This window comes from Rhodoferax sp. LS1P39 (assembly GCF_056521425.1).
The window spans coordinates 206337-231797 of sequence record NZ_JBWMAV010000003.1; the positions used below are offsets into that span (position 1 = coordinate 206337).

The 25461-nt window shown below is 62.7% G+C and carries 27 protein-coding genes; 14 read left to right on the top strand and 13 right to left on the bottom strand.

What is annotated here, in order from left to right; genetic code table 11:
- Positions 1–115: 115 nt before the first annotated feature.
- A complete protein-coding gene (locus AC097O_RS07905) occupies positions 116–928 on the bottom strand; it encodes a GntR family transcriptional regulator (protein WP_479592271.1) in 813 nt (270 codons plus the stop codon).
- 184 nt (positions 929–1112) lie between these two features.
- Here AC097O_RS07905 and AC097O_RS07910 point away from each other — a divergent pair, with 184 nt between their 5' ends.
- The 5 genes from AC097O_RS07910 to AC097O_RS07930 all read left to right on the top strand — a co-directional run bounded on the left by AC097O_RS07910 (position 1113) and on the right by AC097O_RS07930 (position 7329).
- On the top strand, positions 1113–2099 hold the full coding sequence (locus AC097O_RS07910) for a malate dehydrogenase (protein WP_479592272.1): 987 nt from the start codon (positions 1113–1115) through the stop codon (positions 2097–2099).
- A gap of 9 nt (positions 2100–2108) precedes the next feature.
- Complete coding sequence (locus AC097O_RS07915; RefSeq protein ID WP_479592273.1) at positions 2109–3119, top strand: HpcH/HpaI aldolase/citrate lyase family protein; 1011 nt, start codon at positions 2109–2111, stop codon at positions 3117–3119.
- A complete protein-coding gene (locus AC097O_RS07920) occupies positions 3116–3706 on the top strand; it encodes a hypothetical protein (RefSeq protein ID WP_479592274.1) in 591 nt (196 codons plus the stop codon). Before AC097O_RS07915 ends, AC097O_RS07920 begins: the two co-directional genes overlap by 4 nt.
- Positions 3707–3754: 48 nt before the next feature.
- A complete protein-coding gene (gene acnB, locus AC097O_RS07925) occupies positions 3755–6358 on the top strand; it encodes a bifunctional aconitate hydratase 2/2-methylisocitrate dehydratase (RefSeq protein WP_479592275.1) in 2604 nt (867 codons plus the stop codon).
- 341 nt (positions 6359–6699) lie between these two features.
- On the top strand, positions 6700–7329 hold the full coding sequence (locus AC097O_RS07930; RefSeq protein WP_479592397.1) for a YiaD family glycine zipper/OmpA-like lipoprotein: 630 nt from the start codon (positions 6700–6702) through the stop codon (positions 7327–7329).
- 65 nt (positions 7330–7394) lie between these two features.
- On the opposite strand, the gene AC097O_RS07935 is transcribed toward AC097O_RS07930, so the two are convergent.
- The 4 genes from AC097O_RS07935 to AC097O_RS07950 form a co-directional block, all read right to left on the bottom strand.
- Positions 7395–7697 (bottom strand): antibiotic biosynthesis monooxygenase family protein, encoded by a 303-nt coding sequence (locus AC097O_RS07935; RefSeq protein WP_479589544.1) that lies wholly within the window; start codon positions 7695–7697, stop codon positions 7395–7397.
- A gap of 18 nt (positions 7698–7715) precedes the next feature.
- Entirely contained in the window at positions 7716–9416 is a 1701-nt protein-coding gene (locus tag AC097O_RS07940; RefSeq protein ID WP_479592276.1) for a PhoH family protein, read from the bottom strand.
- Positions 9417–9576: 160 nt separating this feature from the next.
- The gene (locus AC097O_RS07945) at positions 9577–10053 is read right to left on the bottom strand and encodes a peroxiredoxin (protein ID WP_295956314.1); all 477 of its coding nucleotides are present in this window, start codon (positions 10051–10053) and stop codon (positions 9577–9579) included.
- Positions 10054–10226: 173 nt separating this feature from the next.
- Entirely contained in the window at positions 10227–10604 is a 378-nt protein-coding gene (locus AC097O_RS07950; protein WP_479592277.1) for an Mth938-like domain-containing protein, read from the bottom strand.
- A gap of 92 nt (positions 10605–10696) precedes the next feature.
- Here AC097O_RS07950 and AC097O_RS07955 point away from each other — a divergent pair, with 92 nt between their 5' ends.
- The 7 genes from AC097O_RS07955 (at position 10697) to moaD (ending at position 17365) form a co-directional block, all read left to right on the top strand.
- Positions 10697–11920, top strand: a complete 1224-nt coding sequence (locus AC097O_RS07955) for a pyridoxal phosphate-dependent aminotransferase (RefSeq protein WP_479592278.1) — start codon at positions 10697–10699, stop codon at positions 11918–11920.
- Between the two features lie 47 nt (positions 11921–11967).
- Entirely contained in the window at positions 11968–13290 is a 1323-nt protein-coding gene (locus AC097O_RS07960) for a homoserine dehydrogenase (RefSeq protein ID WP_479592279.1), read from the top strand.
- Between the two features lie 102 nt (positions 13291–13392).
- Entirely contained in the window at positions 13393–13740 is a 348-nt protein-coding gene (locus AC097O_RS07965) for a hypothetical protein (RefSeq protein ID WP_479592280.1), read from the top strand.
- A gap of 141 nt (positions 13741–13881) precedes the next feature.
- The gene (gene thrC, locus AC097O_RS07970; RefSeq protein WP_479592281.1) at positions 13882–15309 is read left to right on the top strand and encodes a threonine synthase; all 1428 of its coding nucleotides are present in this window, start codon (positions 13882–13884) and stop codon (positions 15307–15309) included.
- A 69-nt stretch (positions 15310–15378) separates the two neighbouring features.
- On the top strand, positions 15379–15900 hold the full coding sequence (mobB, locus tag AC097O_RS07975) for a molybdopterin-guanine dinucleotide biosynthesis protein B (protein ID WP_479592282.1): 522 nt from the start codon (positions 15379–15381) through the stop codon (positions 15898–15900).
- Positions 15897–17117, top strand: a complete 1221-nt coding sequence (locus tag AC097O_RS07980) for a molybdopterin molybdotransferase MoeA (RefSeq protein WP_479592283.1) — start codon at positions 15897–15899, stop codon at positions 17115–17117. The genes mobB and AC097O_RS07980 overlap by 4 nt, the downstream gene beginning before the upstream one ends.
- Positions 17114–17365: a molybdopterin converting factor subunit 1 gene (gene moaD, locus AC097O_RS07985; RefSeq protein ID WP_479592284.1), complete on the top strand. Its 252-nt coding sequence runs from the start codon at positions 17114–17116 to the stop codon at positions 17363–17365. Before AC097O_RS07980 ends, moaD begins: the two co-directional genes overlap by 4 nt.
- A 13-nt stretch (positions 17366–17378) precedes the next feature.
- Here the strand turns inward: moaD and AC097O_RS07990 are convergent, their stop codons facing one another.
- The 8 genes from AC097O_RS07990 to pqqA all read right to left on the bottom strand — a co-directional run bounded on the left by AC097O_RS07990 (position 17379) and on the right by pqqA (position 23124).
- A complete protein-coding gene (locus AC097O_RS07990; RefSeq protein ID WP_315185965.1) occupies positions 17379–17681 on the bottom strand; it encodes an addiction module antidote protein in 303 nt (100 codons plus the stop codon).
- Positions 17682–17684: 3 nt separating this feature from the next.
- Positions 17685–17984: a type II toxin-antitoxin system RelE/ParE family toxin gene (locus tag AC097O_RS07995; RefSeq protein WP_479592285.1), complete on the bottom strand. Its 300-nt coding sequence runs from the start codon at positions 17982–17984 to the stop codon at positions 17685–17687.
- Positions 17985–18044: 60 nt separating this feature from the next.
- Positions 18045–19706 (bottom strand): Na/Pi cotransporter family protein, encoded by a 1662-nt coding sequence (locus AC097O_RS08000; RefSeq protein WP_479592286.1) that lies wholly within the window; start codon positions 19704–19706, stop codon positions 18045–18047.
- Positions 19707–19830: 124 nt separating this feature from the next.
- Positions 19831–21039, bottom strand: a complete 1209-nt coding sequence (pqqE, locus tag AC097O_RS08005) for a pyrroloquinoline quinone biosynthesis protein PqqE (protein ID WP_479592287.1) — start codon at positions 21037–21039, stop codon at positions 19831–19833.
- Positions 21036–21320: a pyrroloquinoline quinone biosynthesis peptide chaperone PqqD gene (gene pqqD, locus AC097O_RS08010; RefSeq protein WP_479592288.1), complete on the bottom strand. Its 285-nt coding sequence runs from the start codon at positions 21318–21320 to the stop codon at positions 21036–21038. The genes pqqE and pqqD overlap by 4 nt, the downstream gene beginning before the upstream one ends.
- Positions 21317–22063, bottom strand: coding sequence for a pyrroloquinoline-quinone synthase PqqC (pqqC, locus tag AC097O_RS08015; protein ID WP_479592289.1), 747 nt, complete (start codon positions 22061–22063; stop codon positions 21317–21319). The genes pqqD and pqqC overlap by 4 nt, the downstream gene beginning before the upstream one ends.
- Positions 22060–22977: a pyrroloquinoline quinone biosynthesis protein PqqB gene (gene pqqB / locus AC097O_RS08020; protein WP_479592290.1), complete on the bottom strand. Its 918-nt coding sequence runs from the start codon at positions 22975–22977 to the stop codon at positions 22060–22062. Before pqqB ends, pqqC begins: the two co-directional genes overlap by 4 nt.
- A gap of 72 nt (positions 22978–23049) precedes the next feature.
- Entirely contained in the window at positions 23050–23124 is a 75-nt protein-coding gene (gene pqqA, locus AC097O_RS08025) for a pyrroloquinoline quinone precursor peptide PqqA (protein ID WP_315186447.1), read from the bottom strand.
- A gap of 195 nt (positions 23125–23319) precedes the next feature.
- Here pqqA and AC097O_RS08030 point away from each other — a divergent pair, with 195 nt between their 5' ends.
- Entirely contained in the window at positions 23320–24684 is a 1365-nt protein-coding gene (locus tag AC097O_RS08030; protein WP_479592291.1) for an ATP-binding protein, read from the top strand.
- A gap of 10 nt (positions 24685–24694) precedes the next feature.
- Positions 24695–25321 (top strand): response regulator, encoded by a 627-nt coding sequence (locus tag AC097O_RS08035; protein ID WP_479592398.1) that lies wholly within the window; start codon positions 24695–24697, stop codon positions 25319–25321.
- The last annotated feature ends 140 nt before the right edge of the window (positions 25322–25461 follow it).

Sequence of the window (25461 nt, forward strand, 5' to 3'; positions counted from 1 at the left end):
GGTGGGCTTTCGTGGTTGGTAACTGCGTTGTAATTTTTAAGAATGCTGCCTGCAAAATTCTATTGCAATGCAGCAAAGACGAATAAGTCACATCAAAATTGGCCCCGGCACTGGTTCAACTAAGTTCGTTGTGGTAGTGGTGCGTCAGGGTGCTGTACAGGCCGCGGCGCAGCTCCATGGGCACGTCGTTGTAGGTGTAGGCCACGCGTTCCACGCTCAGCAGCGGGGCGGTGGCGGCCACCTTGAGCAGGCGGGCCTGCTCGGCATCGGGGTGCACAGCGCGGATTTTTTCGTCGGCCCGCACCATGTGCACATTGAATTCGGTTTCAAACAGCGCGTACATCGCGCCCTGGTAGGCCGCCAGGCGCTCGGCGGTCAGGCCCTTGAAGGGGCCGCCGGGCAGCCACAGGTCTTCCAGAATGGTGGGTACAAAGTCCCCGTTGACCGGGAACGACAGCACCCGGCGCACCTGCAGCACCGCGTCGCCGGGCCGCAAGGCCAGGGCGCGGGCCACATCGGCACTGGCGCGCTGGCGCTTGCAGTCGATGATGTCGCGCTGAGCCGGGCCTTCTTCGGTGGCGCTGCCCACGTCGGGCGTGAGCTTCAGGAAACGGTAAGGCACGTGCTGGGCGGCGTGGGTGGCCACAAAAGTGCCTTTGCCCTGGCGGCGCACCAGCATGTTGTCGGCGGCCAACGCGTCAATCGCCTTGCGCACCGTGCCCTGGCTCACCCGAAACCGCACGGCCAGGTCCATCTCGCTGGGAATGGCTTCGCTGGGTTTCCATTCGCCCGCCTGCAGGCTTTGCAAAATCAGGCCCTTGATCTGCTGGTACAGCGGGCTGAAGGCCGGTGTCGTCGATGCAGCAGCCCCACCGGGCTCGGTGCCGGTGTGCAAGGAATCAACAGGGGAGGGGGCGATATGGGCCATGGACAAATCGTAAAAACAACATAAACGCTACAACTTGAAACCGATCGAATCATATCTTATATAAGACATAAGACAAATTGGCACGTACGGGTTTTCGAGAGTAAACTCTGCGCTGATTTATGGTGTCCAGGCGCTGGCTTGGCACACGTCAACCTCCTTTTTCACAACTTCCTGGAGTTTTCTCATGAGCAAGAAGCCTGTTCGCGTTGCCGTTACCGGTGCCGCTGGTCAAATTGGTTACGCCATCCTGTTCCGTATCGCCTCGGGCGAAATGCTGGGCAAAGACCAGCCGGTGATTCTGCAACTGCTCGAAGTCCCCATGGAAAAACCCCAGCAAGCCCTGCAGGGCGTGATGATGGAACTGCAAGACTGTGCCTTCCCGCTGCTGGTCGGCATGGAAGCCCACGGCGATCCGATGACCGCATTCAAGGATGTGGACTACGCACTGTTGATCGGTTCGCGCCCCCGTGGCCCCGGCATGGAACGCGCCGAACTGCTGGCCGTGAATGCCGAGATTTTCACCGCCCAGGGCAAGGCCCTGAACGCGGTGGCCAGCCGCAACGTCAAGGTGCTGGTGGTCGGCAACCCCGCCAACACCAATGCCTACATCGCCATGAAGAGCGCGCCGGACCTGCTACGCAAGAACTTCACCGCCATGCTGCGCCTGGACCACAACCGCGCCTTGAGCCAAGTGGCTGCCAAGACCGGCAAGGCCGTGGCCGATATTGAGAAGCTGACTGTCTGGGGTAACCATTCGCCCACGATGTACGCCGACTACCGTTTCGCCACCATCAACGGCGAGAGCGTCAAGACCATGATCAACGACCAGGAATGGAACGCCAACACCTTCCTGCCCACCGTGGGCAAGCGCGGCGCGGCCATCATCGCGGCACGCGGCGTATCGTCGGCTGCCTCGGCAGCGAACGCCGCCATCGACCACATGCGCGACTGGGCCCTGGGCACCAACGGCAAGTGGGTCACCATGGGCATCCCGTCGGACGGCCAGTACGGCATCCCCAAGGACACCATGTTCGGCTTTGCCGTGACCTGCGAAGGCGGCGAATACAAGGTGGTAGAAGGCCTGGAAGTCGATGCCTTCAGCCAGGAACGCATCAACATCACGCTGAAAGAGCTGCAAGACGAGCAAGCTGGCGTAGCCCACCTCCTGTAAACCGTAACCATGCAGCATCCCCGCCAAGTTCTGCTGGGTGCCCAGGCCGCGCAGGGTTTCCTGCCGGTCTGTGACCACTACAGCGGCGTGGAAGCGCGGATGCGCAAAAGCCTGCAATTGCAGGCCGAAATGACCGAAGAGTTCGGGGCCTGCGTGTTCGACGTGACCCTGGACTGCGAAGACGGCGCACCCGTCGGTGGCGAAGCCGAGCACGCCGCCATGGTGGTGGCGCTGGCGCTGGCCGCTGCACCCGAGGCGCGGGTGGCGGTGCGGGTGCATGCGGTAGACCACCCGGCTTTCGAGCAGGACATGGCCGTCATCGCCGCCCAGGCCGGCCACCGGCTGACCCACATCATGGTGCCCAAGATCGAGTCGGTCCGCGATATTATTCAGGTCGAAAAAGCACTCCAGCGCTCATCTGCTCTGCATTTACCGCTACATGTTTTGATTGAATCGCCTGCCGCTGTGCAGCGCGCGTTCGAGATCGCCGCCCAGCCCCGGGTGCAGTCCCTGAGCTTTGGGTTGATGGATTTTGTATCCAGCCACGGCGGGGCCATTCCGGGCGATGCCATGGGCGCGGCGGGCCAGTTCACCCACCCGCTGGTGGTACGTGCCAAGCTGGAGATTGCCTCTGCCTGCCACGCACACGGCAAGGTGCCGTCCCACTGCGTGGTGACCGAATTTGCCGACACCCAGGCCATGCAGGCGGCTGCCGAGCGCGCGGCCCGCACCCTGGGCTTCACCCGCATGTGGAGCATCCACCCCAGCCAGATCCGCCCCATATTGGCCGCGTTTGCGCCCGGTGAAGCCGAGGTGGAAGCCGCTGCCCGCATCATCACTGCCGCCGTGGCCGCCCAGTGGGCCCCAATTTCTGATGCCGGCCAGCTGCACGACCGTGCCAGCTACCGCTATTTCTGGCAGGTGCTGGAGCGCGCCCACCAGACCGGGCGTGCCTTGCCGCCCGAGGTGGCGGTGTATTTCAAGCTGCCAGACCCTATTTCCACTTTAGAACCCGTATGAAACTGATCCTCTCTATCGCTTTGTTGGCACTGGCCCCCGCGTTTGCTCTGGCACAGGAAGCACCCAAGAAACCGGTGAAAACGGTTGTCAAAGCCGCCCCCAAAGCCGCCCCCAAGCCCACCAGCAGCCGTATTCAGCTCAAGAGCGCTGCGAAAAACGTGGCCGCCGGTATCGAAGCCGCCGAAGCCGCCCTGACCCCCGCCGAAATGGCGATTGCCGAACGCGTGCAAGTTGGCACCGTGCCTTGCGAGCTGGGCACCACCGTCACCTTGGTGGCCGATGCCAAATACCCCGGCTACTTCAACGTGCAGGTCAAAAACCTCAAATACCGCATGTTCCCGGTCGAAACCAGCACCGGTGCCATCCGCCTGGAAGACCAGAAAGCCGGTGCCGTGTGGCTGCAACTGGGCAACAAATCCATGTTGATGAACCAAAAGCTGGGCCAGCGCCTGGCCGACGATTGCATGAGCCCACAGCAGGTTGCGGTGGCCGAGTCGCTCAAGCTGAATCCGGCACAAAGCGTGCTTAATGCCCCTGCTCCACTGCCTGCGCCGACAGCATCGCAACCCGCCGTTGCCACCCCTTAAAAAAAACCTTCCGTCTGCCCCCACGATTATTTGAACCAGGAGAAAACCATGTTGCAAGCCTATGCCGCCCATGTTGCTGAGCGCGCCGCCCTCGGCATTCCCCCGCTCCCCCTGTCTGCCAAGCAGACCGGCGAGCTGATCGAGCTGCTGAAAAGCCCCCCTGCAGGCGAAGAAGCCAATTTGCTCAACCTGATCACCCACCGCATTCCCGCCGGTGTGGACGATGCCGCCAAGGTCAAGGCCAGCTACCTGGCCGCCGTGGCCCACGGCACCGAAAAGTGCCCCCTGCTGTCGCGCGAAAAAGCCACCGAACTGCTGGGCACCATGCTGGGCGGCTACAACATCAGCCCCATGATCGACCTGCTGGACGACGCATCCGCCACTGTGGCCGAGGCCGCTGCTGCCGGTTTGAAGAAAACCCTGCTGATGTTCGACCAGTTCCATGACGTGCAGGAAAAGGCCGAAAAGGGCAACACCTACGCCAAGGCCGTGCTGCAAAGCTGGGCCGATGCCGAGTGGTTTACCAGCCGCCCCGCCGTGCCCGAGAGCATCACCGTCAGCATCTTCAAGGTGGCCGGTGAAATCAACACCGACGACCTGTCGCCCGCCCCCGATGCGTTTAGCCGCCCCGACATTCCCATGCACGCCCTGGCCATGCACAAGAATGCCCGCCCCGGCATCGTGCCGGAAGAAGACGGCAAACGCGGCCCGGTCAAGTTCATTGAAGACCTGCGTGCGCGTGGCAACCTGGTGGCCTATGTGGGCGACGTGGTCGGCACCGGCTCCAGCCGCAAGTCGGCTACCAACTCGGTGCTGTGGTTCACCGGCGAAGACATTCCCTTTGTGCCTAACAAGCGCTTTGGTGGTGTCTGCCTGGGCAACAAGATCGCCCCGATTTTCTACAACACCATGGAAGACTCCGGCGCGCTGCCGATCGAACTCGACGTGAGCCAGATGGCCATGGGCGACGTGGTCGAGCTGCGCCCCTACGAGGGCAAGGCGCTGAAAGACGGCAAGGTCATCGCCGAATTCACGCTGAAAAGTGACGTGCTGTTCGACGAAGTGCGTGCCGGTGGCCGTATTCCCCTGATCATTGGCCGTGGCCTGACCGCCAAGGCGCGTGAAGCGCTGGGCCTGCCTGTGTCCACCCTGTTCCGCCTGCCGCAAAACCCGGCCGACACCCATAAGGGTTTCACCCTGGCGCAAAAGATGGTTGGCCGTGCCTGCGGTCTGCCTGCGGGCCAGGGCGTGCGCCCCGGTACCTACTGCGAACCCAAAATGACCTCGGTCGGCTCGCAAGACACCACCGGCCCCATGACCCGCGACGAGCTGAAAGATTTGGCCTGCCTGGGCTTCAGCGCCGACCTGGTGATGCAATCCTTCTGCCACACCGCCGCCTACCCCAAGCCGGTGGACGTGAAGATGCACCACGAGCTGCCCGACTTCATGAGCACCCGTGGTGGCGTGCCCCTGCGCCCCGGTGACGGCATCATCCACAGCTGGTTGAACCGCATGCTGCTGCCCGACACCGTGGGCACCGGCGGCGACAGCCACACCCGTTTCCCCATCGGCATCAGCTTCCCCGCTGGTTCTGGCCTGGTGGCCTTCGGTGCAGCCACGGGCGTGATGCCTTTGGACATGCCCGAGAGCGTGCTGGTGCGTTTCAAGGGCGAAATGCAGCCCGGCATCACCCTGCGGGACCTGGTCAACGCCATTCCGCTGTATGCCATCAAGGCTGGTTTGCTGACCGTGGCCAAGCAGGGCAAGAAGAATATCTTCTCGGGCCGCATCCTGGAAATCGAAGGCCTGCCCAACCTGAAGGTCGAGCAAGCGTTTGAGCTGAGCGACGCGTCTGCCGAGCGTTCTGCCGGTGGTTGCACCGTGCACCTGAACAAAGAGCCGATCATCGAGTACATCAACAGCAACATCACCATGCTGAAGTGGATGATTGCCACCGGGTACTCGGACGTGCGCACCATCAACCGCCGCATCAAGGCCATGGAAGCCTGGCTGGCCAACCCCGAGCTGATGCACGGCGATGCCGATGCCGAATACGCTGCCGTCATCGAGATCGACCTGGCCGACATCCACGAGCCCATCGTGGCCTGCCCGAACGACCCGGACGACGTGAAGACCCTGGCCGAAGTGGCGGGCAATGTGATTGAAGAAGTCTTCATCGGCTCCTGCATGACCAACATCGGCCATTTCCGTGCCGCCTCCAAGCTGCTGGAAAACAAGCGCGATATCCCCGTCAAGCTGTGGATGGCTCCGCCCACCAAGATGGATGCCAAGCAGTTGTCTGAAGAAGGCCACTACGGCGTGCTGGGCAGTGCCGGTGCGCGCATGGAAATGCCGGGTTGCAGCCTGTGCATGGGCAACCAGGCGCAGGTGAAAGAAGGCGCGACCGTGTTCTCCACCTCCACCCGCAACTTCCCGAACCGCCTGGGCAAGAACAGCAATGTGTATCTGGGTTCGGCCGAGCTGGCCGCCATCTGCTCCAAACTGGGCCGCATCCCCACCAAGGCCGAGTACATGGCCGACATGGGCGTGTTGACCAAAGATAGCGAAAAGATCTACCAGTACCTGAACTTCGACAAGGTCAAGGACTACACCGATCTGGCCGACACGGTGAAAGACACCGCTTCGGTTTAAGCTTTCCGTTCGCCAAGGGGCTGCTGGCTGCCCCTTGGCAGGCGCACCCTCAAGGCGCAAGTGGCTATGTAAATGATAGCTGCTTGCGCTTTTTGCATAAGCGCTAGAGGTCAATTTTTAGCTTATTTTTGACGGGTATGCTTTTGGCTTGGCGAGTCGGTGCTTGCACCAGGTCAGATGCCACCGCAAAGCCGTGTAGGCCAACAGCCCGACGTATGGTGTTCACATCCGGTAGCAATTTTTCTGGCGTATAACTAGGGAACCTGTCAACAGACAGTGGCATCCACCGTTGTTGTATTACTAAAAATTGAATGGACACCATGGCACACACCTACTTCTCCCTGCGCACTTCCGTTATCGCCTGCACCGTGGCCGCATTAGCCCTGGGCGGCTGCGCCAACATGAGTGAAACCCAAAAGGGCACGGCCACTGGCGCAGGCATTGGTGCGCTGGCGGGCGTGCTGATTGGTGACAGTACCAAGGGCACGGCCATCGGCGCGGGCTTGGGCGCGCTGGGCGGCTACGTTTGGTCCAAGCACATGCAGGACAAAAAGGCGGCGATGGAGCAGGCCACGGCAGGCACAGGTGTCGCGGTCACGCAAACGTCGGACAACCAGCTCAAGCTGAACATCCCCAGCGACATCTCGTTTGACACGGGCCGCGCCGATATCAAGCCCAATCTGCGCCCCATCCTGGACCAGTTTGCCAACGGCCTGCAAAACCAGCCCAATACCGAAGTGCGCATCATCGGCCACACCGACAGCACCGGCAGCGATGCCATCAACAACCCCTTGTCGCTGGACCGCGCCGAGAGCGCCCGTGACTACCTGACCTCGCGTGGCGTGGATGCGCGCCGCGTGGTGGTGGCAGGCCGGGGTTCGCGCGAAGCCATCGCTGACAACAGCAGCGACGCCGGACGCGCCCGCAACCGCCGGGTTGAAATCTTCCTGGCCGAGCGCGCGCAGCAATAACCCATTGCATGTAAAAAGGCCCGTGGAACCGGAGGGTTCCACGGGCCTTTTTTACGTCTGCGGGCCTATTCCGACTTGGTCACCAGGTCGAAGTGCTCCACCACTGGGGGGCTGGCAAAGAACGGGCCGACGATGCCGCGCCACTCGGCAAATGCCGGGGATTCGCGGAAGCCGACGTTATGCGCCTCTACCGAAGTCCAGAAGATTTGCAGCACATAACGCTCGGGGCTCTCGATGCCCTTGTTGACCTTGTAGCCCTTGCAGCCCGCGTTCTTGCTGATGACGGTTTCCAGGCCCCGCGTGATGGCCTCGTCAAAAGCGGCCTGCTGGCCGGGGCGGATGCGGATATCGGCGATTTCCAGAATCATGGTGTGTCTCGGTAGGGGTTACAAAACCTCGCTGGCGAAGTCGGCCAGGCGCGAACGCTCGCCGCGCGCCAGCATGATGTGGCCGCTGTGGGGCCAGCCCTTGAACTTGTCCACGGCAAAGGTCAGGCCGGAGGAGCCTTCGGTCAGGTAGGGCGTGTCGATCTGCTGCAGGTTGCCCATGCAGATGATCTTGGTGCCGGGGCCGGCGCGGGTGATCAGGGTCTTCATCTGCTTGGGGGTCAGATTCTGCGCCTCGTCGATGATCACGTACTTGTTCAGGAAGGTGCGGCCGCGCATGAAGTTCATGCTCTTGATCTTGATGCGCGAGCGGATCAGCTCGTTGGTGGCCGAGCGGCCCCATTCGCCTGCGCTGGTTTCGGTTTTGGCCAGCACTTCCAGGTTGTCGTCGAGCGCGCCCATCCAGGGGCCCATTTTTTCCTCTTCGGTGCCGGGCAAGAAGCCGATGTCTTCACCTACGCTGACGGTGGCCCGCGTCATGATGATTTCGGTGTAGCGGCGCTCGTCCAACACCTGGGTCAGGCCCGCAGCCAGTGCCATCAGGGTCTTGCCGGTACCGGCATTGCCGGTCAGGGTGACGAAATCGACTTCGGGGTCGAGCAGCAGGTTCATCGCGAAGTTCTGTTCGCGGTTGCGGGTGGTCACACCCCAGACGGCGTGCTTGAGGTGGTTGTAGTCCTTCAGCGTCTTGAGCACCGCAGTTTTGGCGCGGATTTCGGTGACGCGGGCGTACAGGTTGGGTTCGCCGGGCGACTCGAAGTACACAAACTGGTTCACCATCATCTCGGGCACGATGGGGCCGGAGATGCGGTAGAAGGTGTATAGGCCTTGCTGCCAGCTTTCCACGGTTTTGCCGTGCTTGGTCCAGAAGTCGGGTGGCAGGGCCAGCGCGCCGGAGTACAGGAACTCGCCGTCGTCCAGCGCCTTGTCGCTCTGGTAGTCCTCGGCGGCCAGGCCCAGGGCACGGGCCTTGACGCGCATATTGATGTCTTTGGACACCAGCACTACCTCGCGGCCTGGGTGCAGCGGGCGCAGCGCCTCGACCACGCCCAGGATCTGGTTGTCGGCCTTGCCCTGGGGCAGGCTGCTGGGCAGGGTGTAGTTGAGCGTCTGGGTCTGGAAGAACAGCTTGCCGCCTGCTTCCAGGTGGCCGGTGGTGTCCAGCTTCAGGCCCACGGCCATGTCGGCTTCCTTGGCCCCGGCCAGCGCGTCCAGCGAGCGGCTGGTCTGGCGGGCATTGCGGGCCACCTCGGTCATGCCCTTTTTGTTGCTGTCGAGCTCTTCGAGCACGATCATGGGCAAGAAGATGTCGTGCTCTTCAAACCGGTACAGGCACATCGGGTCGTGCATCAGTACATTGGTGTCCAGCACAAACAGCTTGGCCGGGCCGGTGCTCTTGGGGGCTTTGCGCTTGGCTGCGGGTTCTTGCAGCAGGGCTGCGTTGCGGTTGCGCCCCGGGGCTTCGCTGGGTTTGTCCAGACTGGGGGTGTTTTTGGGGGCTTCGGGCGCGGGTTTTTCGCGCTTGAGCTCGGCCACTGGCGCCACGCTGCGGGCTTGCGGTTTCTCTTGCACCGCCGCAGCGTTGTCCGCGGCTTTGGGTGCCCGGCTGGTCGCCGTTTTCTTGATGGACTTGGCAACCACGTCGTAGGCTTCACGGGCCAAGGTGGCAGCGCGCTTGGTGGGGGCGGGAGGCAATGGCATAGGGCGTGGGGCTCGCTCGTTAAAAAAGGAGGTCTAAAAACGCAAAAGCCGCCAGGCAGGCCAGGCGGCTTTTGAGGGGGAGCGCAGTTAAATTTACCAGCAGCATGTTTTCATTATGCATGAGCCTTGCTGCAGTACGGCACGGTGGCCTGAGTGAAAGTCAGACCGCTTTTTTCAGGTCTTTGACCGCTTGCAGTACATCGTCTACATGGCCTGGAACTTTCAGGCCGCGCCACTCGTTCTTCAGGATGCCGTCGGCACCGATCAAAAAGGTGCTGCGCTCGATACCCTTGACCTTTTTGCCGTACATGATCTTGTTCTTGACCACGCCAAACATGTGGCACATTTTTTCCTCGGTGTCAGCGATGAGTTCAAACGGCAGCTCCAGCTTGGTTTTGAATTCATCGTGCGACTTCATGTTGTCGCGCGATACGCCGAACACGGTGGCACCGGCCTTGACGAATTCCTTGTGCTTGTCGCGGAACTGCATGGCTTCGGTGGTGCAACCGGGGGTGTTGTCCTTGGGGTAAAAATACAAAACCACGACCTTGCCGAGGTGGGTGGTGTTGGAAACCTTGATGCCACCGGTGGCGTTGGCTTCAAATTCAGAGATAAGTTTATTGACAACGATCGCCATAGTGCTTGGGGTCTCTTGTGACTGGGTGTGGTCGTCGAAAGCTTGAAGTGGCTGGTGCGAAAGGCCGGGTAATCGGTGCTAGCATGCTTGTGACGGCACCAAAGCCTGGCCGCTGGCTGCTTCAAACTGCAACCCTCGATTTTACTCGGAAACCGAGCGGCTCATTGGCAGGCTCAAGGAGCGGTCTCCAGTAACAGGGCTGCCACCACGTGCCGGCCCTCCTGGGCCAGGATGTTGTAAGTGCGGCAGGCAGCCTGGGTGTCCATGGTCTCGATGCCGATGCGCTGCGCCATCAGGGCTTTGAGCCACACCGGCTGGGGAAAGCGGATGCGGCTGCCGCTGCCAAAAATCACCAGTTCCGGGGCCATGGCGGCGAGTTGGGCAAAGTGCTCGGGGGTCAGGTCTTCAAAACGGCCGCAGTTCCACTCCAGCCTCTCCCCGCGCGAGCCCAGCACCACGCTGTGCACCACTTTGTCGGTGTTGATGCCCACCCAGCCCGGCCCGTAGCCAGTGATGGATTGCACGTCGAATTTATCGGGTTGGAGCTTCATGGATCGGCTTTGCAAATGTGGTCCAATTATAGGTTTCCATTCTTATAGACAGCCTGCGGCGGCAGCTTGTACCTCCGCCCGCCAGGGACACCATGAAGACCATCCAAAAATCCACCAAGCTGGCCAGTGTGTGCTACGACATCCGCGGCCCCATCATGGACGCGGCGCGCCAGATGGAGGAAGAGGGCCAGAAGATCATCAAGCTCAACATCGGCAACCTGGCGGTGTTTGGCTTTGATTCGCCCGAAGAAATCCAGCAGGACATGATCCGCAACCTGCCCAATTCAGCCGGTTATTCGGACAGCAAGGGCATCTTTGGGGCGCGCAAAGCGGTCATGCATTACACCCAGCAACAGGGTGTAAAAAGCGTCACTTTGGATGACATCTATCTGGGCAACGGTGCCAGCGAACTCATCGTGATGGCCACCAACGCCCTCTTGAACGACGGCGATGAGCTGCTGTTGCCCGCACCCGACTACCCGCTGTGGACCGCGGCCGTGAGCCTGTCGGGCGGTACGCCGGTGCACTACATCTGCGACGAAGCCAACGGCTGGATGCCGGACCTGGACGACATCCGCGGCCGCATCACCCCGCGCACCAAGGGCATTGTGGTGATCAACCCCAACAACCCGACGGGCGCGCTGTACTCCGATGCCCTGCTCAAAGGCATCGTGGCGCTGGCCCGTGAATTTGGCCTGGTGATTTTTGCCGACGAGGTCTACGACAAGGTGTTGTACGACGGTGCCAAGCACACTGCCATGGCCTCGCTGAGCGACGACGTGCTGACCCTGACCTTCAACTCCCTGAGCAAAAGCTACCGCTCCTGCGGCTACCGCGCGGGCTGGATGGTGGTGTCGGGCGACAAGAAGCCCGCGCGCGACTACATCGAGGGCCTGAACATGCTCTCCAACATGCGGCTGTGCGCCAACGTGCCCGGCCAGTGGGCGATCCAGACGGCGCTGGGCGGCTACCAGAGCATCAACGACTTGGTGGGCGAGGGCGGCCGCCTGCGCCGCCAGCGCGACCTGGCCTACGACCTGATTACTGCCATCCCCGGTGTCAGCTGCGTCAAGCCCACCGCCGCGCTGTACATGTTTCCCAAGCTGGACCGGACCATGTACCCGATCGAGGACGACCAGCAGTTCATCCTGGAGCTGCTGCAGGAAACCCACGTGATGCTGGTACAGGGCACGGGTTTCAACTGGCCCACGCCAGACCACTTCCGCATCGTATTTTTGCCCCACGAAGACGACCTGCGCGAAGCGATTCAACGCGTGGCCAAATTCCTGGAGCACTATCGTAAACGTAGCACCTGACGCTTATCAGATAAGCGCTAGAGCCATTATTTAACTATAAAACTGATATGAAACCCATCCAAGTAGGCATTCTCGGCATCGGCACCGTCGGCAGCGGCGTGTTCAACGTACTGCAACGCAACCAGGAAGAAATCAAGCGCCGCGCCGGGCGTGGCATTGAAGTCACCATGGTGTCGCGCCGCAATACCGCCGAGGCCCAGGCTTTGGTGGGCGACCGCGCCCAGGTGGTGGCCGACGCGCGCGCCATCGTGCAAAACCCGGCCATCGACATCGTGGTCGAGCTCATCGGCGGCACCAGCCTGGCCAAGGAGCTGGTGCTGGAAGCCATTGCCCAGGGCAAGCATGTGGTCACCGCCAACAAGGCCCTGCTGGCCGTGCACGGCACCGAAATCTTTGCCGCCGCCCACGCCAAGGGCGTGATGGTGGCATTCGAGGCCGCCGTGGCCGGGGGCATCCCCATCATCAAGGCGCTGCGCGAAGGCCTCACCGCCAACAGCATCCAGTGGGTGGCGGGCATCATCAACGGCACCACCAACTTCATCCTCAGCGAAATGCGCGACAAGGGCCTGGACTTTGGCGTGGTGCTCAAAGAAGCCCAGCGCCTGGGCTACGCCGAGGCCGACCCCACCTTCGACATCGAAGGCGTGGACGCGGCCCACAAGCTGACGCTGATGTCGGCCATCGCCTTCGGCATCCCGGTGCAGTTCGACAAGGCCTACATCGAAGGCATCACCCAGCTCGGCGCGCAAGACATCCGCTACGCTGAACAGCTCGGCTACCGCATCAAGCTCTTGGGCATCACCAAGCGCACGCCGAATGGTGTGGAGCTGCGCGTGCACCCCAGCCTGGTGCCCGCCAAGCGCTTGATCGCCAACGTCGAAGGCGCGATGAACGCGGTGATGGTGCAGGGCGATGCTGTCGGCACCACGCTGTACTACGGCAAGGGTGCGGGCAGCGAGCCCACCGCCAGCGCGGTGATCGCCGACTTGGTGGACATTGCCCGCCTGCACACCGCCGAGCCCGCCCAGCGCGTGCCCTACCTGGCCTTCCAGCACCATTCCATGAGCGACCTGCCGGTGCTGCCCATGGGTGAAGTCGTCACCAGCTACTACCTGCGCCTGCGCGTGGCCGACCAGGCCGGCGTGCTGGCCACCGTGACCGGCCTGCTGGCGGCGGCCGACATCAGCATCGACGCGGTGCTGCAGCGCGAAGCCGACGAAGTGGGCGGCGAGGGTGCCACCCAGACCGACGTGATCATCCTGACCCACGACTGCACCGAATCCCGCATGGATGCCGCCCTGGCGCAGATGCAGGCATTGCCGACCGTGCTGGCACCGATCACGCGTATTCGTAAGGAAGAGTTAGCCTGATGTAAAGCGGTCGTCCTGGGTGCGGCATGGGCCGTTGAAGTTCACAGCGCAAACACCAGGCGCTGTGGTTCTTTCAACTGACATTTCTTTTTAGGAATCCCCATGCAATCCAACATCCGTGTCTTCGCTATCGCCTTGGGCCTGTGCTTCGCCGGTGCGGGCTTTGCGGCCACCGCCGTGCCTGCCACCACCGCCTCGGCACCTGCGGCCATGGCTTCCGCGCCCGCCGCCAAGCCTGTAGCGGCAAGCGCTGCAGCCAAAAAGGCCGCGCCCACTGCCGCAGCAGCCGGTGGCGGCGACGGCAAGGTGTGGGTGAACGACAAATCCAAGACCTACCACTGCGCAGGTGCCAAGTTTTACGGCAAGACCAAGACTGGCGAGTACATGGCCGAAGCCGATGCCAAAGCCAAGGGTAACCATCCTGCAGGCGGCAAGGCTTGCGCCAAATAAGCTTCGCGCTGCTGCCAAAAAACCCAGCCCGGCTGGGTTTTTTTACGTCTGGAAGGTGCTGGCTCTGCGTTGCTAAAATTTGCACACACATTTGGCGCGCAAACCCCTGCGTTGCGGCACATTGACTGCGAGACAACCCCCATGCACTACCTCTCCACCCGTGGCGATGCCACGCCGCGCCAATTCTGCGAAATCCTGCTCGAAGGCCTGGCCCCCGATGGCGGCCTGTACCTGCCCGCGCACTACCCGCAGGTGGATTCCGCCACGCTGACCCGCTGGCGCAAGGTCTACCACGAGCAGGGCTATGCCGAGCTGGCGTTCGAGATACTGTCGCTGTATATCGACGACATTCCCGCCGCCGACCTGCGCGCCCTGTGCGCCAAGACCTACACCGTGGAGGTGTTCCGCACCGGCGAAATCGTGCCGCTGCGCCATCTGGAAAACGGCGTGCTGCTGGAGGGCCTGTCCAACGGTCCCACGCTGGCCTTCAAAGACATGGCCATGCAGTTGCTGGGCAACCTGTTTGAGTACGAGCTGGCGCGGCGCGGCGAAGAGCTCAACATCCTGGGTGCCACCAGCGGTGACACCGGCAGCGCGGCCGAATACGCCATGCGCGGCAAGCGCGGGGTGCGCGTGTTCATGACCTCGCCCCAGGGCCGCATGAGCCCGTTCCAGCAGGCGCAGATGTTCAGCCTGATGGACGAGAACATCGTCAACATCGCCATTGAAGGCGTTTTTGATGACTGCCAGGACATCGTCAAGGCCGTGTCCAACGACCTGGACTTCAAGCGCAAGTACAAGATCGGCACCGTCAACAGCATCAACTGGGCACGCTTGCTGGCGCAGGTGGTCTACTACTTCGCGGGCTACATCCAGGCGACGCAGACCAACGACCAAAAGGTCAGCTTCTCCGTCCCGTCTGGCAACTTCGGCAACGTCTGCGCCGGCCATGTGGCGCGCATGATGGGCCTGCCGATTGCCACCCTGGTGGTGGCCACGAACGAGAACGATGTGCTCGACGAATTCTTCCGTACCGGTATCTACCGCGTGCGGGGCAGCGCCGACACGCATGAGACTTCGAGCCCATCGATGGACATCTCCAAGGCATCCAACTTCGAGCGCTTTGTGTTCGATCTGGTGGGCCGCGACGGTGCCCGCACCAAAGACCTGTTCAGCACCCAGTTGGCGGCCCAGGGCTACTTTGACCTGAGCGCCGACCCGGCGTTTGCGCAAGCCGCCAGCCGCTACGGTTTTGCCAGCGGCAAGAGTACCCACGCCGACCGCCTGGCCACCATCCGCGATACCGATGCCCGCTTCGGCATGGTCATCGACACCCACACTGCCGACGGCCTGAAGGTCGCCCGGGAACACCTGCAAGCCGGTGTGCCCATGGTGGTGCTGGAGACGGCCCTGCCCATCAAGTTTGCCGCCACCGTGAACGAGGCCCTGGGCCGCGAACCCGACCGGCCGCCGCAGTTCCTGGGCATCGAGGCCTTGCCCAAGCGCGTGTTGAACCTGCCCGCCGACGTGGCGCAGGTCAAAGCCCTGATCGAGAAAACTTGTGCTTAAAACAGCCGCCCGTGCTTATGGAATGGGCGTGAGCAGCTATCAAAAGTGTAGTTTTTTCCGGTTACTGCCATGAAGGCCGTCGTCTTCGCCGGGTTCTCCGGTTCGGGCAAAACCACCCTGGTGGAGCAACTGATCCCGCTGCTCAAGCAGCAGGGCCTGCGCGTCTCGGTGGCCAAGCATGCGCACCACCGGTTTGACATCGACCAGCCGGGCAAAGACAGTTGGCGGCACCGCCAGGCGGGCGCGTTCGAGGTGGTGATTGCCTCCGACCTGCGCCTGGCCCTGGTGCGTGAATTTGAAGCGCCCGAGCGCCTGTCGGTCCACGCGCTGATCGCCGAACTGAATCCCGGCGTGGACTGGGTGCTGGTAGAAGGTTTCAAAACCAGCGAGCTGCCCAAGATCGAAGTCTGGCGCGCCGCCTCCGACCAACCGGTGCAGTACCCCGATGACTCCCGCATCGTCGCCATCGCCACCGATTCCCCGCTGCCCAGCCCCTCCGCGCTGCCGGTGCTGGACATCAACAACCCCGCCGCCGTGGTGGCCTGGTTGCAGCAGCATGCAGCCCTCTTTGAATACCAGGCTCCTGTATGACCCCCCGCGCCCCTTTGATCCCCCTGGACGACGCGCTGGCCACCCTGCTGGCCTATGCCGTACCGCTTGCCGCTGTGGAAAGTGTCAGCACCTTCGAGGCCGATGGCCGCGTGCTGGCGCAGGATGCCGTGTCCCCGCTGCAAGTCCCCTCGTTCGACAACAGCGCGATGGACGGTTACGCCATGCGCTGTGCCGATGTGTCCGAAGCTGCGCTCCCCGTGTCCCAACGCATCGCCGCAGGCAGTGCGCCCGAGCCCCTGCAACCCGGCAGCGTGGCCCGCATCTTTACCGGTGCACCCATGCCCGTGGGAGCCGACGCGGTGGTGATGCAAGAGGAGTGCGAAGTGCAGCCAGACGGCACGGTGCGCGTGCTGCGCCCACCCCAGAGCGGCCAGTGCGTGCGCCGCGCGGGCGAGGATGTGGCTCAAAATGCCGTGGTGCTATCGAAAGGTGAGCGGCTAACGCCCGCATCTATTGCGCTGGCGGCCAGTATTGGCATGAATGCATTGGATGTGGCGCGCCGCCCCCGGGTCGCCTTGTTCTCCACCGGCGACGAACTCGTCATGCCGGGCGACGTGGCCCCGCAAGACATGCGCCCGGGTGCTATTTACAACTCCAACCGCTTCTTCCTGCGCGCCCTGCTGCAACGCATGGGCTGCGTGGTCACCGACCTGGGCATCGTGCCCGACCAGCGCGATGCCACGGTAGACGCGCTGCGCGCCGCCAGCCAGACGCACGACCTGATCCTGACCAGTGGCGGGGTCTCGGTGGGCGAAGAAGACCACGTCAAAGCCGCCGTGCAGACTCTGGGCAGCCTGCACCTGTGGCAACTGGCCATCAAGCCTGGCAAACCGTTCGCCTACGGCACCGTGCAAGGCAGTCACTTCATCGGCCTGCCCGGCAACCCGGTCGCCAGCTTTGTGACATTCTTGCTGCTGGTGCGCCCCTTCGTGCTGCGCCTGCAAGGTGCCACCGCCGTGGAGCCGCCCGCCATGCAACTGCCCGCGCACTTCGACTGGCCCCGGGCCGACAAGCGGCGCGAATTCTTGCGGGTGCGGCGCAACGCGGCGGGCGGGCTGGACCTGTTTGCCAACCAAAGCTCCGGCGTACTCACCAGCGCCGCCTGGGCCGACGGCCTGGTAGACACCCAGCCCGGCCAGACCATCGCCTGGGGTGACACGGTGCGCTTCATTCCCCTGACGGAGCTGCAGGCATGAAGCTGACGGTGAAATATTTCGCCTCCATCCGCGAAGCGCTGGGCACGGGGCAAGAGCTGGTAGAGACCACCTCGGCCTCCGTGCAGGCCCTGCGCGACGAGCTGGTGGCCCGGGGCGGTGCCTACGCCAGCAGCCTGGCCCCAGGCCGCTCGGTGCGGGTGGCGCTGAACCAGGTGATGGTGGACGCGCAGGCCGCGCTGGTGGACGGTGCCGAAGTGGCGTTTTTCCCGCCGGTGACCGGGGGATAACTCGGCAGACTGGCTAAGCGTGGACCACGGTTTGCGCGGTCAGCTTCAGGCCCAGCCCTTTCATGACCTTGACGATGGTGTCAAAGCTGGGATTGCCTTCGCCTGAAAGGGCCTTATAGAGGCTCTCGCGGCCCAGCCCGGTATCTTTGGCCAACTGCGCCATGCCACGGGCGCGGGCAATGTTGCCCAGTGCCTTCGCCAGAAAGGCCGCGTCATCGGGCGCTTCTTCCAGGCAGGCGGCAAAGTAGGCGCTGATGTCTTCTTCGGTCTGGAGGTACTTGGCCGAGTCCCATTGCGTGAGTTTGAGGGTGCCCATGGTTCATTGCTCCTTGAGTTGTCTTGCCATGGCAAGCGCCATTTGGATATCGCGGGGTTGGCTGGTTTTATTGCCGCCCGCTAGCAGGATGACCAGTTCCGTCCCCCGCATGGTGAAGTACACGCGCCAGCCCGCACCGAAGTGCAGCCGCATCTCTGATACGCCTTCGCCCACCGGGGCACAATCACCAAAGTTGCCCAGTTCCGCCCGGTCAATCCGCGCCTGAATCCGCAGCTGCACAGCTTTGTCTTTGAGGGCCGTGAACCAGCTTTCAAATTCTTCTGTGGTCTGGATGATCAGCATGGATAAATTGTATCTTGTGGGATACTTTTGACGCTAGCTACACCACACGAGAAAGAGGTGTCAGCCCAAATCCGCCAGCTTGGAAGTGCGCAGCCGGTTCGGCGCCAGCGCTCCCGCGGAATCCAGAATCGGATACGCAATCGAGCAGATGTGTGAGTTGATGCGCTTGAGTTCGCTGATCAAATCGATGTGCAGTGAGCTGGTTTCGATGCTGGACTGGGTGTTGTCGGCCAGGCGCACCAGGTGCGAGCGCGAGTAGGCGTGCTCCAGGTCGCGAAAGCGGGCCTTTTCCTCCAGCAGCTTTTTCGCGTCATGCACATTGCCGTTCAGGAACACGCTCATCGACAGGCGCAGGTTGTCCACCAGCCGGGCGTGCAGCTCGGTGATTTCTTCCATGCCCGCTTCAGAGAAGTTGCGGCCGGGCTTGATTTTTTTGTCTTCCACGTCGATCAGCACGCGCTCGATGATGTCGCCGATCTGCTCCATGTTGATGGTGAAGCTGATGATGTCGGTCCAGCGGCGGCTTTCTTCTTCTGACAGGGCTTCGCGCGAGATCTTGGTCAGGTAGTACTTGATGGCCGAGTACAGCCGGTCCACCGTGTCGTCGAGCTTGCGCAGCTCGTCGGCCAGTTGCAGGTTGTTGTTTTTGATGACGGTCAGGATGCCCAGCATCATGGTCTCCACCACGTCGGCCTGGTGCAGCGCCTCACGCGCGGCGCAGGAGATGGCCAGCGAAGGTGTGGACAGGGCAGACGGATCCAGGTGCTGTGGGCGGGTGCGCTCGGCCGGTTGGGCGGGTGGCTTGGGCAGCAGTTTTTCCATCACTTTGGCCACCAGCTGCGTCAGCCCGATGAAGGCCACGCTCATGGCCACGTTGAACGCCAGGTGGAACAACACCACGCCGTGGGTGGCATCGGGCATCGAGGGCTGCACATGGCGCAGCCACAGGCCGACCATTGGGGCCACCAGCACCACACCCATCAGCTTGAAGACCAGGTTGCCCACGGTGACCTGGCGCACCTCGATGGCCGACTTGGAGGTGGTCAGCACCGCCAGCGCGCCGCTGCCCAGGTTAGCGCCCAGCACCAGGCCCAGCGCCACGTCCATCTGGATCACGTGGGACGCGGCCAGCGCGGCAATCAGCAGCACCACCGCCAGGCTGGAATAGGCCAGCACGGCCAGCACCATGCCCAGGGTGATCTCCATCAGCAGGTCGCTGCTCACTGCCGCCAGCAGGCTGCGCACCACCGGCGAGGCCAGTAGCGGCTCGGTGGCATCTACCACCAGCCGCAGGGCCAGCAGCATCAGGCCCAGGCCGATCAGCACCCGGCCCAGGCGACCGGCGGTGCCGTCTTTGGTGGACAAAAACATCACTACGCCGACAAAGATGAACAGCGGCGACAGCCAGGACAAATCGAACGAGAACAGCACCGACATGAGGCTGGTGCCGATGTCGGCCCCGCGCATGATGGCCAGCGCGGCGGGCAGGGTGATCAGGCCCTGGCCCACGAAGGACGAAGTCATCAGCGAGGTGGCGGTGCTGGACTGCACCAGGGCCGTCACGCCGATGCCGGACAGGGCGGCAGTGAACCGGTTGCCCATGCTGTGCGCCAGCATCTGCCGCAGGTTGGCTCCAAACACCCGCAACACGCCGGTGCGCACGAGATGGGTGCCCCAGACCAGCAGCGCAATGGCTGCCAATAAATTGAGTAAATGCTTCATAAGGTAAGCGCGCGACTATACGCCGACCCTGTGGCCGCCATTGACGCGCAAGCGCCTTGCGATAGTCTATTTGCGTCCTACCGGGCAGGATGCATAGATTAGAAGCCTTTTAGGCCTCTAGCGCTTATGCAATGAGCGTGACAAGCTCATTTTTATATAGCAATTTCGCCACCGGGGCAGCAGCCGGCTGGGCCAGTTGCCGCGAGGTCTTGGGGTCGCGAAACACCAGGGGTTTGACCACCGTGCGCTGGCTGTCGGGTATCTGGGCATAGGCCACGGCTTCCAGCACGATGTGGTGCTCGCTGGATTTGTCGCAGACCGGGTCGGGGTTGGCGGCATCGCCGGTCAGCATATAGGCCTGGCAGCGGCAGCCGCCCAGGTCTTTTTCTTGCTCGGGGCAGGTACGGCAGGGTTCCTTCATCCAGCCGTTGCCACGGAAGTGGTTGAAGCCGTCAGAGCGGTACCAGATGTCGTTGACGCTGTGGTCGCGCACATTCGGAAACGCCAGGCCCTTGAGCATTTTGGCGGTGTGGCAGGGCAGGGCCGTGCCGTCCGGGGTGATGGTCAGGAAGATGTTGCCCCAGCCGTTCATGCACTTCTTGGGGCGGGTTTCGTAGTAGTCGGGCACCACGAAGATGATGCGCAGCGTGTTGTCCATTTCTTTGCCCAGCTTGTCGCGGTAGGCGTTGGTGACCTGCTCGGCGCGCTGCAGTTGCTCGCGCGAGGGCATCAGCCCGTCGCGGTTGAGTTGCGCCCAGGAGTAGTACTGGCTGTTGGCCAGCTCCAGGTACTCGGCACCCAGCTCCACCGCCAGCTCGATGATTTTGTCGATGTAGTCGATGTTGAGCCGGTGGACCACGCAGTTGAGCACCATGGGCCAGCCGTGGGATTTGATGAGGGCGGCGGTGCGCTGCTTGAGGTCGAAGGTCTTGGTGTGCGAGAGAAAGTCGTTGAGTTCGCGGGTCGAGTCCTGGAAGGACAGCTGGATGTGGTCCAGCCCGGCCTGTTTGAGCGCTGCCGCGCGGGCCTCGGTCAGGCCCACGCCGGAGGTCAGCAGGTTGGTGTAGAAGCCCAGGCGGTGCGCCTCTGCCACCAGCACCTCCAGGTCGTCGCGCAGCATGGGTTCGCCACCCGAGAAGCCGCATTGCACGCTACCCGCAGCGCGGGCCTCGCGCAGCACGCGCAGCCAGTCGTCGGTGGACAGCTCATTGCTGGTGGCGGCGAAGTCCAGCGGGTTGTAGCAAAACACGCAGTGCAGCGGGCAGCGGTAGGTGAGCTCGGCCAGCAGCCACAGGGGTGGGCCCGGCTGAGGTGCTACCAGTGGTGCATTCACAGCTTGATCCAGCCCTGGCGGCGGGCAATGGCCAGAAAGTCCAGCACATCGTTGGCCAGGCCGGGCGTGCCAAAGTCGGCCTCCAGCGCATCTACCACGGCCTGGACGCTGGTTTTGCCGTCCAGGCGTTTCAGGATTTCGCCCGCGCTGCCGTTGAGCTTGACCATGCCTTCCGGGTACAGCAGCACCCAGGAATTTTGCACCGCCTCCCATTGCAGGCGAAACAGGCTGGCAATGCGCGGGCGCAGGTCCAGGTCGATGCCGGAATAGATTTGGTTCATGGCTTGGCTCCGGTGATCGCAATTTCGCATTGGCTGAGCATGATGGCGTCGGCCAGGGCCCACAGCACATCCAGCTTGAACTGCAGTATTTGCAGTGCGCGCTCTTGCAGCGCCCGGGTCTGGCTGAAGTGGGCCAGCGTGAAGCGCAGGCCGTGCTCCACATCGCGGCGGGCCTGGGTCAGGCGTTGCTTGAAATACTGCAGGCCCTGCGTGTCCACCCAGGGATACTGGGTGGGCCAGGTGTCGATGCGCTGCTGGTGGATGTGCGGGGCAAACAGCTCGGTCAGGCTGGAGGCCACGGCTTCCTGCCAGGGCTGGCGGCGCGCGAAGTTGATGTAGGCATCCACCGCGAAGCGCGTGGCCGGTGCCACAAAACGCAGCGAGGTGACATCGTCGCGCGACAGGCCTACGGCCACGCCCAGGGCTATCCAGGCCTCGATGCCACCGGGGTCTTCGCTGCCGTCGATCGCGCCGATGTTGCGGCCATCGTGGTCCAGGATGCGCTGTATCCATTCGCGCCGAATCTCCCGGTCATCGCAGTTAGACAGGATGGCTGCGTCTTTGAGGGGGATGGAGATTTGGTAGTAGAAGCGGTTGGCCACCCAGCCGCGCAGTTGCGCCGGTGTCAATGTACCGGCGGCCATCATGCGGTGGAACGGGTGGTGGATGTGGTAGCTGCTGCTTTTGCCGCGCAGCTGGGCTTCAAATTCTTCGGTGGTCCAGGGTGTGACAGTCTCGCTCATAGTGTGATCTCCATACCGTCAAAGGCAACTTCTATGCCACGGCGTGCCAGCTCCTGGCGTTGGGGACTGCTTGCATCGAGGATGGGGTTGGTGTTGTTGATGTGGATCAGCACCTTGCGGGTGGTGGCGGGCAACTGGTCCAACCACTCCAGCATGCCGCCCGGGCCGCTTTGTGGCAGGTGGCCCATGGAGCGCGAGGTTTTTTGGGACGCGCCCAGGGTGATCATTTCATCGTCGGCCCACAGCGTACCGTCTACCAGCACGCAGTCTGCCGTTTGCATGGCGGCCCACACATGCGGCTCCATGGTGCCCAGGCCGGGCGCGTAAAACAGCTGCTTGCCACTGGCTGCGTCGGTGATGGTCACGCCCACGTTGTCGCCCGGCTGGGGCTGGTCGCGGTGCGGCGAGTACGGCGGGGCGTTGCTCAGCAGGGGCAGGGCAGAGAACAGCAGGCCCGGCACGCCGTCTATGGGGAAATGGCTGTGGTCGAGTGGCACATCGTTCCAGCGGGTGCCGCAGTAGTGCTCCAGTACCTTGAGCAAGGGGTTGCCGCGCATCAGATCGTCGCGTACCAGGGCATGGCACCACAGCGCCAGCGGCTGGCGGTGTTCGCGCAGCATGTACAGGCCGGTGGTGTGGTCGATCTGTGCGTCCATCAGAAAGATGGCGCGGATGGCGGTGTCGCGCAGTTGCCGTGCAGGCTGCAGGGCCGGGAAGCTGCGGATCTGCTGCAGGATTTCGGGGGAGGCGTTGAACAGCACCCAGTTGCTGTCGTCGGCGCTGACGGTAATGGACGATTGGGTGCGTGCCGTGTGGTGGGGGCTGCCCTGGCGGTAGGCCGCGCAATTGGGGCAATTGCAGTTCCACTGGGGGAAACCGCCGCCGGCTGCGGAGCCTAGGACATGGACTCTCAAGGGGTGTTCTTCTTCAGGCTGTGGCGTTGGCAGGCCTATGGCCCCCCGGTTTGATCCGACGGGCCACAGGGTTCAGCGGTTGGCAATGTACATCGTGATTTCAAAGCCAAAACGCATGTCGCTGGCGGTTGGTGTTTCCCATTTCATGGCAGGTTTCCTTTGGTGTGTCCCGCAAGTCGCGGTAGCCGTACTGCTAGATCTTCGGCCAGTACGGCTTGCAGTGTGCCCGCCAGGTGGCTGGGGCGCATCGCGAAATCTTGGAATCCGGCCTCATGATTTTCATGAGATGGGGCGGCGGCATGGGACTTGCTGCTAGCTGCCTCTAGCGCCACCAGGGAACCCATGAGCCTTCGCCTTCAACTCAATCTGATCATCACCGCCATGCTGGGCATTTTTGCCTCGGTGCTGATCGGCTTGCAGATCGACAACATCCGGCGCAGCGTGCATGAGGAGGTGCTGGGCGCGAACGTGGTGGCCACCCAGTTGCTCTCGCGCATGCAGTGGGTGTATGGCTCCAGTGGCCTGGAGGGCATGGCCGGATTTTTGGCCCAGGTAGGGCGTATCCGGGCCAACGAGGTCGAGCTGCGCGACGAGCAGGACGCGCTGATCTACCGCTCGCCGCCCCCGGTGTACAAGGCCGGGCGTACCTCGCCGCAGTGGTACAACCAGATCGTGGCAACCCCGCTGGAGCCGCAGGAGATTCGGCTGCCCAATGGCCGCATTATTCTGCGGGCCGATCCCTCGCGCGCCATCCTGGATGGCTGGGATGACCTGAGCCCCATGCTGTGGATGGTGCTGGCGGGCTTTGTGCTGGGCAATGCCCTGGTCTACGCCCTGGTGGGCCAGGTGCTGAAGCCCTTGCACCGGGTGATGCTGGGCCTGCGCCAGATGGCCGAAGGCAACTACGCCACCCGCATGGCAAATGTGTCGGGCCGCGAGGGGCGGCTGGTCAGTTTGGCGTTCAACCACATGGCACAGTCTGTGCAAGACAGCATTGAAGCGAAGCGCCAGGCCAAGGCGGCCACGCAGGCATTGGCCGAGAACCGTGAGCTGACCCAGACCATCCAGGGGCGGATTGAATTGGAGCGGGCCGCTATCTCGCGGGAGCTGCACGACGAGCTGGGCCAGCAGGTCACTGCCATCAAAAGCGTGGGCTTGGCGATTGCCCGCCGGGCGGCGGGTACCGACGCCACGATAGAGCAATCGGCTAGGCTGGTGATGGGCTGCGCGGACCAGATTTACGACAGCGTGCACCGCTTGATTGCCCAGCTGCGGCCACTGGCGCTGGACCGTTTTGGCCTGCACGACGCGCTGCGCGACATGCTGGCCGATTGCCAGTTGCACCATCCCGGCGTGCAGCTGAACTTTGACATGCCAGAGCCGCTAGACGGGCTGGACGACGCCTTGGCCACCGCGGTGTACCGCATCGTCCAGGAGGCGATGAGCAACGCTTTGCGCCACGCACAGGCCCGGCGTATCGATGTACGGGTGAGCGCTTCAGACACGGTTTTGCGGATGGAGGTGGTGGACGATGGGGTGGGCCATATCGAGCAATGGCAGGCCGTTGGACACTATGGGGTTTCCGGAATGCGTGAGCGGGCACAGGCCTTGGGGGGCAGTTTTGACCTGGACCAGATGGCACCCGCCGGGGTACGGGTACGGGTGAGCTTGCCTCTGAAAATGAAAAATAAACCGGTGGAGACATAAAGTGAAAGTCATGTTGGTGGACGACCATGCGGTAGTGCGCATGGGTTTCAAACTCTTGCTACAGGCCTCGGACGATGTGGTGGTGGTGGCCGAGGCGGACAGTGGCGAAGCCGCCTGCCAGGCCTTTGCAGCCGCCGCGCCAGACGTGGTGGTGATGGACATCGCCATGGCCGGGATGGGCGGCATCGAGGCCATCAAGCGCCTGGTGGCCAAGGACGCGCGGGTGCGCATTCTGGCCCTGTCTGCCCACGAGGACATCAGCCATCCGATGCGGGCCTTGCAGGCGGGGGCCATGGGCTATCTGTCCAAGCGTAGCGCGCCCGAGGTGCTGATCGATGCGATCCGCGCCATGGCCAAGGGCCAGCGCTATGTGGACCCGCAGATTGCCCAGCGCATCGCGGTACAGGCCATCAACGGCGACCAGGGGCCGGTGGACAAGCTCTCGGCTCGCGAGTTCGAGGTGTTCGTGCAGCTGGCGCGTGGCCAATCGGTGGCACAAATTTCAGAAACCCTCAAGCTCTCCAATTCCACCGTGGGAACGCACCTGTACAACACCAAGCAAAAGCTCGGTCTGGTCAACCAGGCCGAGATGACTTTGCTGGCCGTTCGCCACGGCCTGATTGATGTGTCTGCGTAACACTGTTTCGTTTGGAAACGGCCTGTGGCACAGACTGTTGCTTTATGGAGCAGTGGCGCAGCCCAGGTTCCCGTCGGTTGGATCACGAAGCCTGTTGCCGCAGGAATTCGCCCATGAAAGCAAGGGTTTTCCTGTACTGC

Bases quoted from the DNA above. Each gene is read 5' to 3' on its own strand.
- AC097O_RS07905 (WP_479592271.1), bottom strand. From the start codon at position 928: ATGGCCCATATCGCCCCCTCCCCTGTTGATTCCTTGCACACCGGCACC.
- AC097O_RS07910 (WP_479592272.1), top strand. From the start codon at position 1,113: ATGAGCAAGAAGCCTGTTCGCGTTGCCGTTACCGGTGCCGCTGGTCAA.
- AC097O_RS07915 (WP_479592273.1), top strand. From the start codon at position 2,109: ATGCAGCATCCCCGCCAAGTTCTGCTGGGTGCCCAGGCCGCGCAGGGT.
- AC097O_RS07920 (WP_479592274.1), top strand. From the start codon at position 3,116: ATGAAACTGATCCTCTCTATCGCTTTGTTGGCACTGGCCCCCGCGTTT.
- acnB (WP_479592275.1), top strand. From the start codon at position 3,755: ATGTTGCAAGCCTATGCCGCCCATGTTGCTGAGCGCGCCGCCCTCGGC.
- AC097O_RS07935 (WP_479589544.1), bottom strand. From the start codon at position 7,697: ATGATTCTGGAAATCGCCGATATCCGCATCCGCCCCGGCCAGCAGGCC.
- AC097O_RS07940 (WP_479592276.1), bottom strand. From the start codon at position 9,416: ATGCCATTGCCTCCCGCCCCCACCAAGCGCGCTGCCACCTTGGCCCGT.
- AC097O_RS07945 (WP_295956314.1), bottom strand. From the start codon at position 10,053: ATGGCGATCGTTGTCAATAAACTTATCTCTGAATTTGAAGCCAACGCC.
- AC097O_RS07950 (WP_479592277.1), bottom strand. From the start codon at position 10,604: ATGAAGCTCCAACCCGATAAATTCGACGTGCAATCCATCACTGGCTAC.
- AC097O_RS07955 (WP_479592278.1), top strand. From the start codon at position 10,697: ATGAAGACCATCCAAAAATCCACCAAGCTGGCCAGTGTGTGCTACGAC.
- AC097O_RS07960 (WP_479592279.1), top strand. From the start codon at position 11,968: ATGAAACCCATCCAAGTAGGCATTCTCGGCATCGGCACCGTCGGCAGC.
- AC097O_RS07965 (WP_479592280.1), top strand. From the start codon at position 13,393: ATGCAATCCAACATCCGTGTCTTCGCTATCGCCTTGGGCCTGTGCTTC.
- thrC (WP_479592281.1), top strand. From the start codon at position 13,882: ATGCACTACCTCTCCACCCGTGGCGATGCCACGCCGCGCCAATTCTGC.
- mobB (WP_479592282.1), top strand. From the start codon at position 15,379: ATGAAGGCCGTCGTCTTCGCCGGGTTCTCCGGTTCGGGCAAAACCACC.
- AC097O_RS07980 (WP_479592283.1), top strand. From the start codon at position 15,897: ATGACCCCCCGCGCCCCTTTGATCCCCCTGGACGACGCGCTGGCCACC.
- moaD (WP_479592284.1), top strand. From the start codon at position 17,114: ATGAAGCTGACGGTGAAATATTTCGCCTCCATCCGCGAAGCGCTGGGC.
- AC097O_RS07990 (WP_315185965.1), bottom strand. From the start codon at position 17,681: ATGGGCACCCTCAAACTCACGCAATGGGACTCGGCCAAGTACCTCCAG.
- AC097O_RS07995 (WP_479592285.1), bottom strand. From the start codon at position 17,984: ATGCTGATCATCCAGACCACAGAAGAATTTGAAAGCTGGTTCACGGCC.
- AC097O_RS08000 (WP_479592286.1), bottom strand. From the start codon at position 19,706: ATGAAGCATTTACTCAATTTATTGGCAGCCATTGCGCTGCTGGTCTGG.
- pqqD (WP_479592288.1), bottom strand. From the start codon at position 21,320: ATGAACCAAATCTATTCCGGCATCGACCTGGACCTGCGCCCGCGCATT.
- pqqC (WP_479592289.1), bottom strand. From the start codon at position 22,063: ATGAGCGAGACTGTCACACCCTGGACCACCGAAGAATTTGAAGCCCAG.
- AC097O_RS08030 (WP_479592291.1), top strand. From the start codon at position 23,320: ATGAGCCTTCGCCTTCAACTCAATCTGATCATCACCGCCATGCTGGGC.
- AC097O_RS08035 (WP_479592398.1), top strand. From the start codon at position 24,695: ATGTTGGTGGACGACCATGCGGTAGTGCGCATGGGTTTCAAACTCTTG.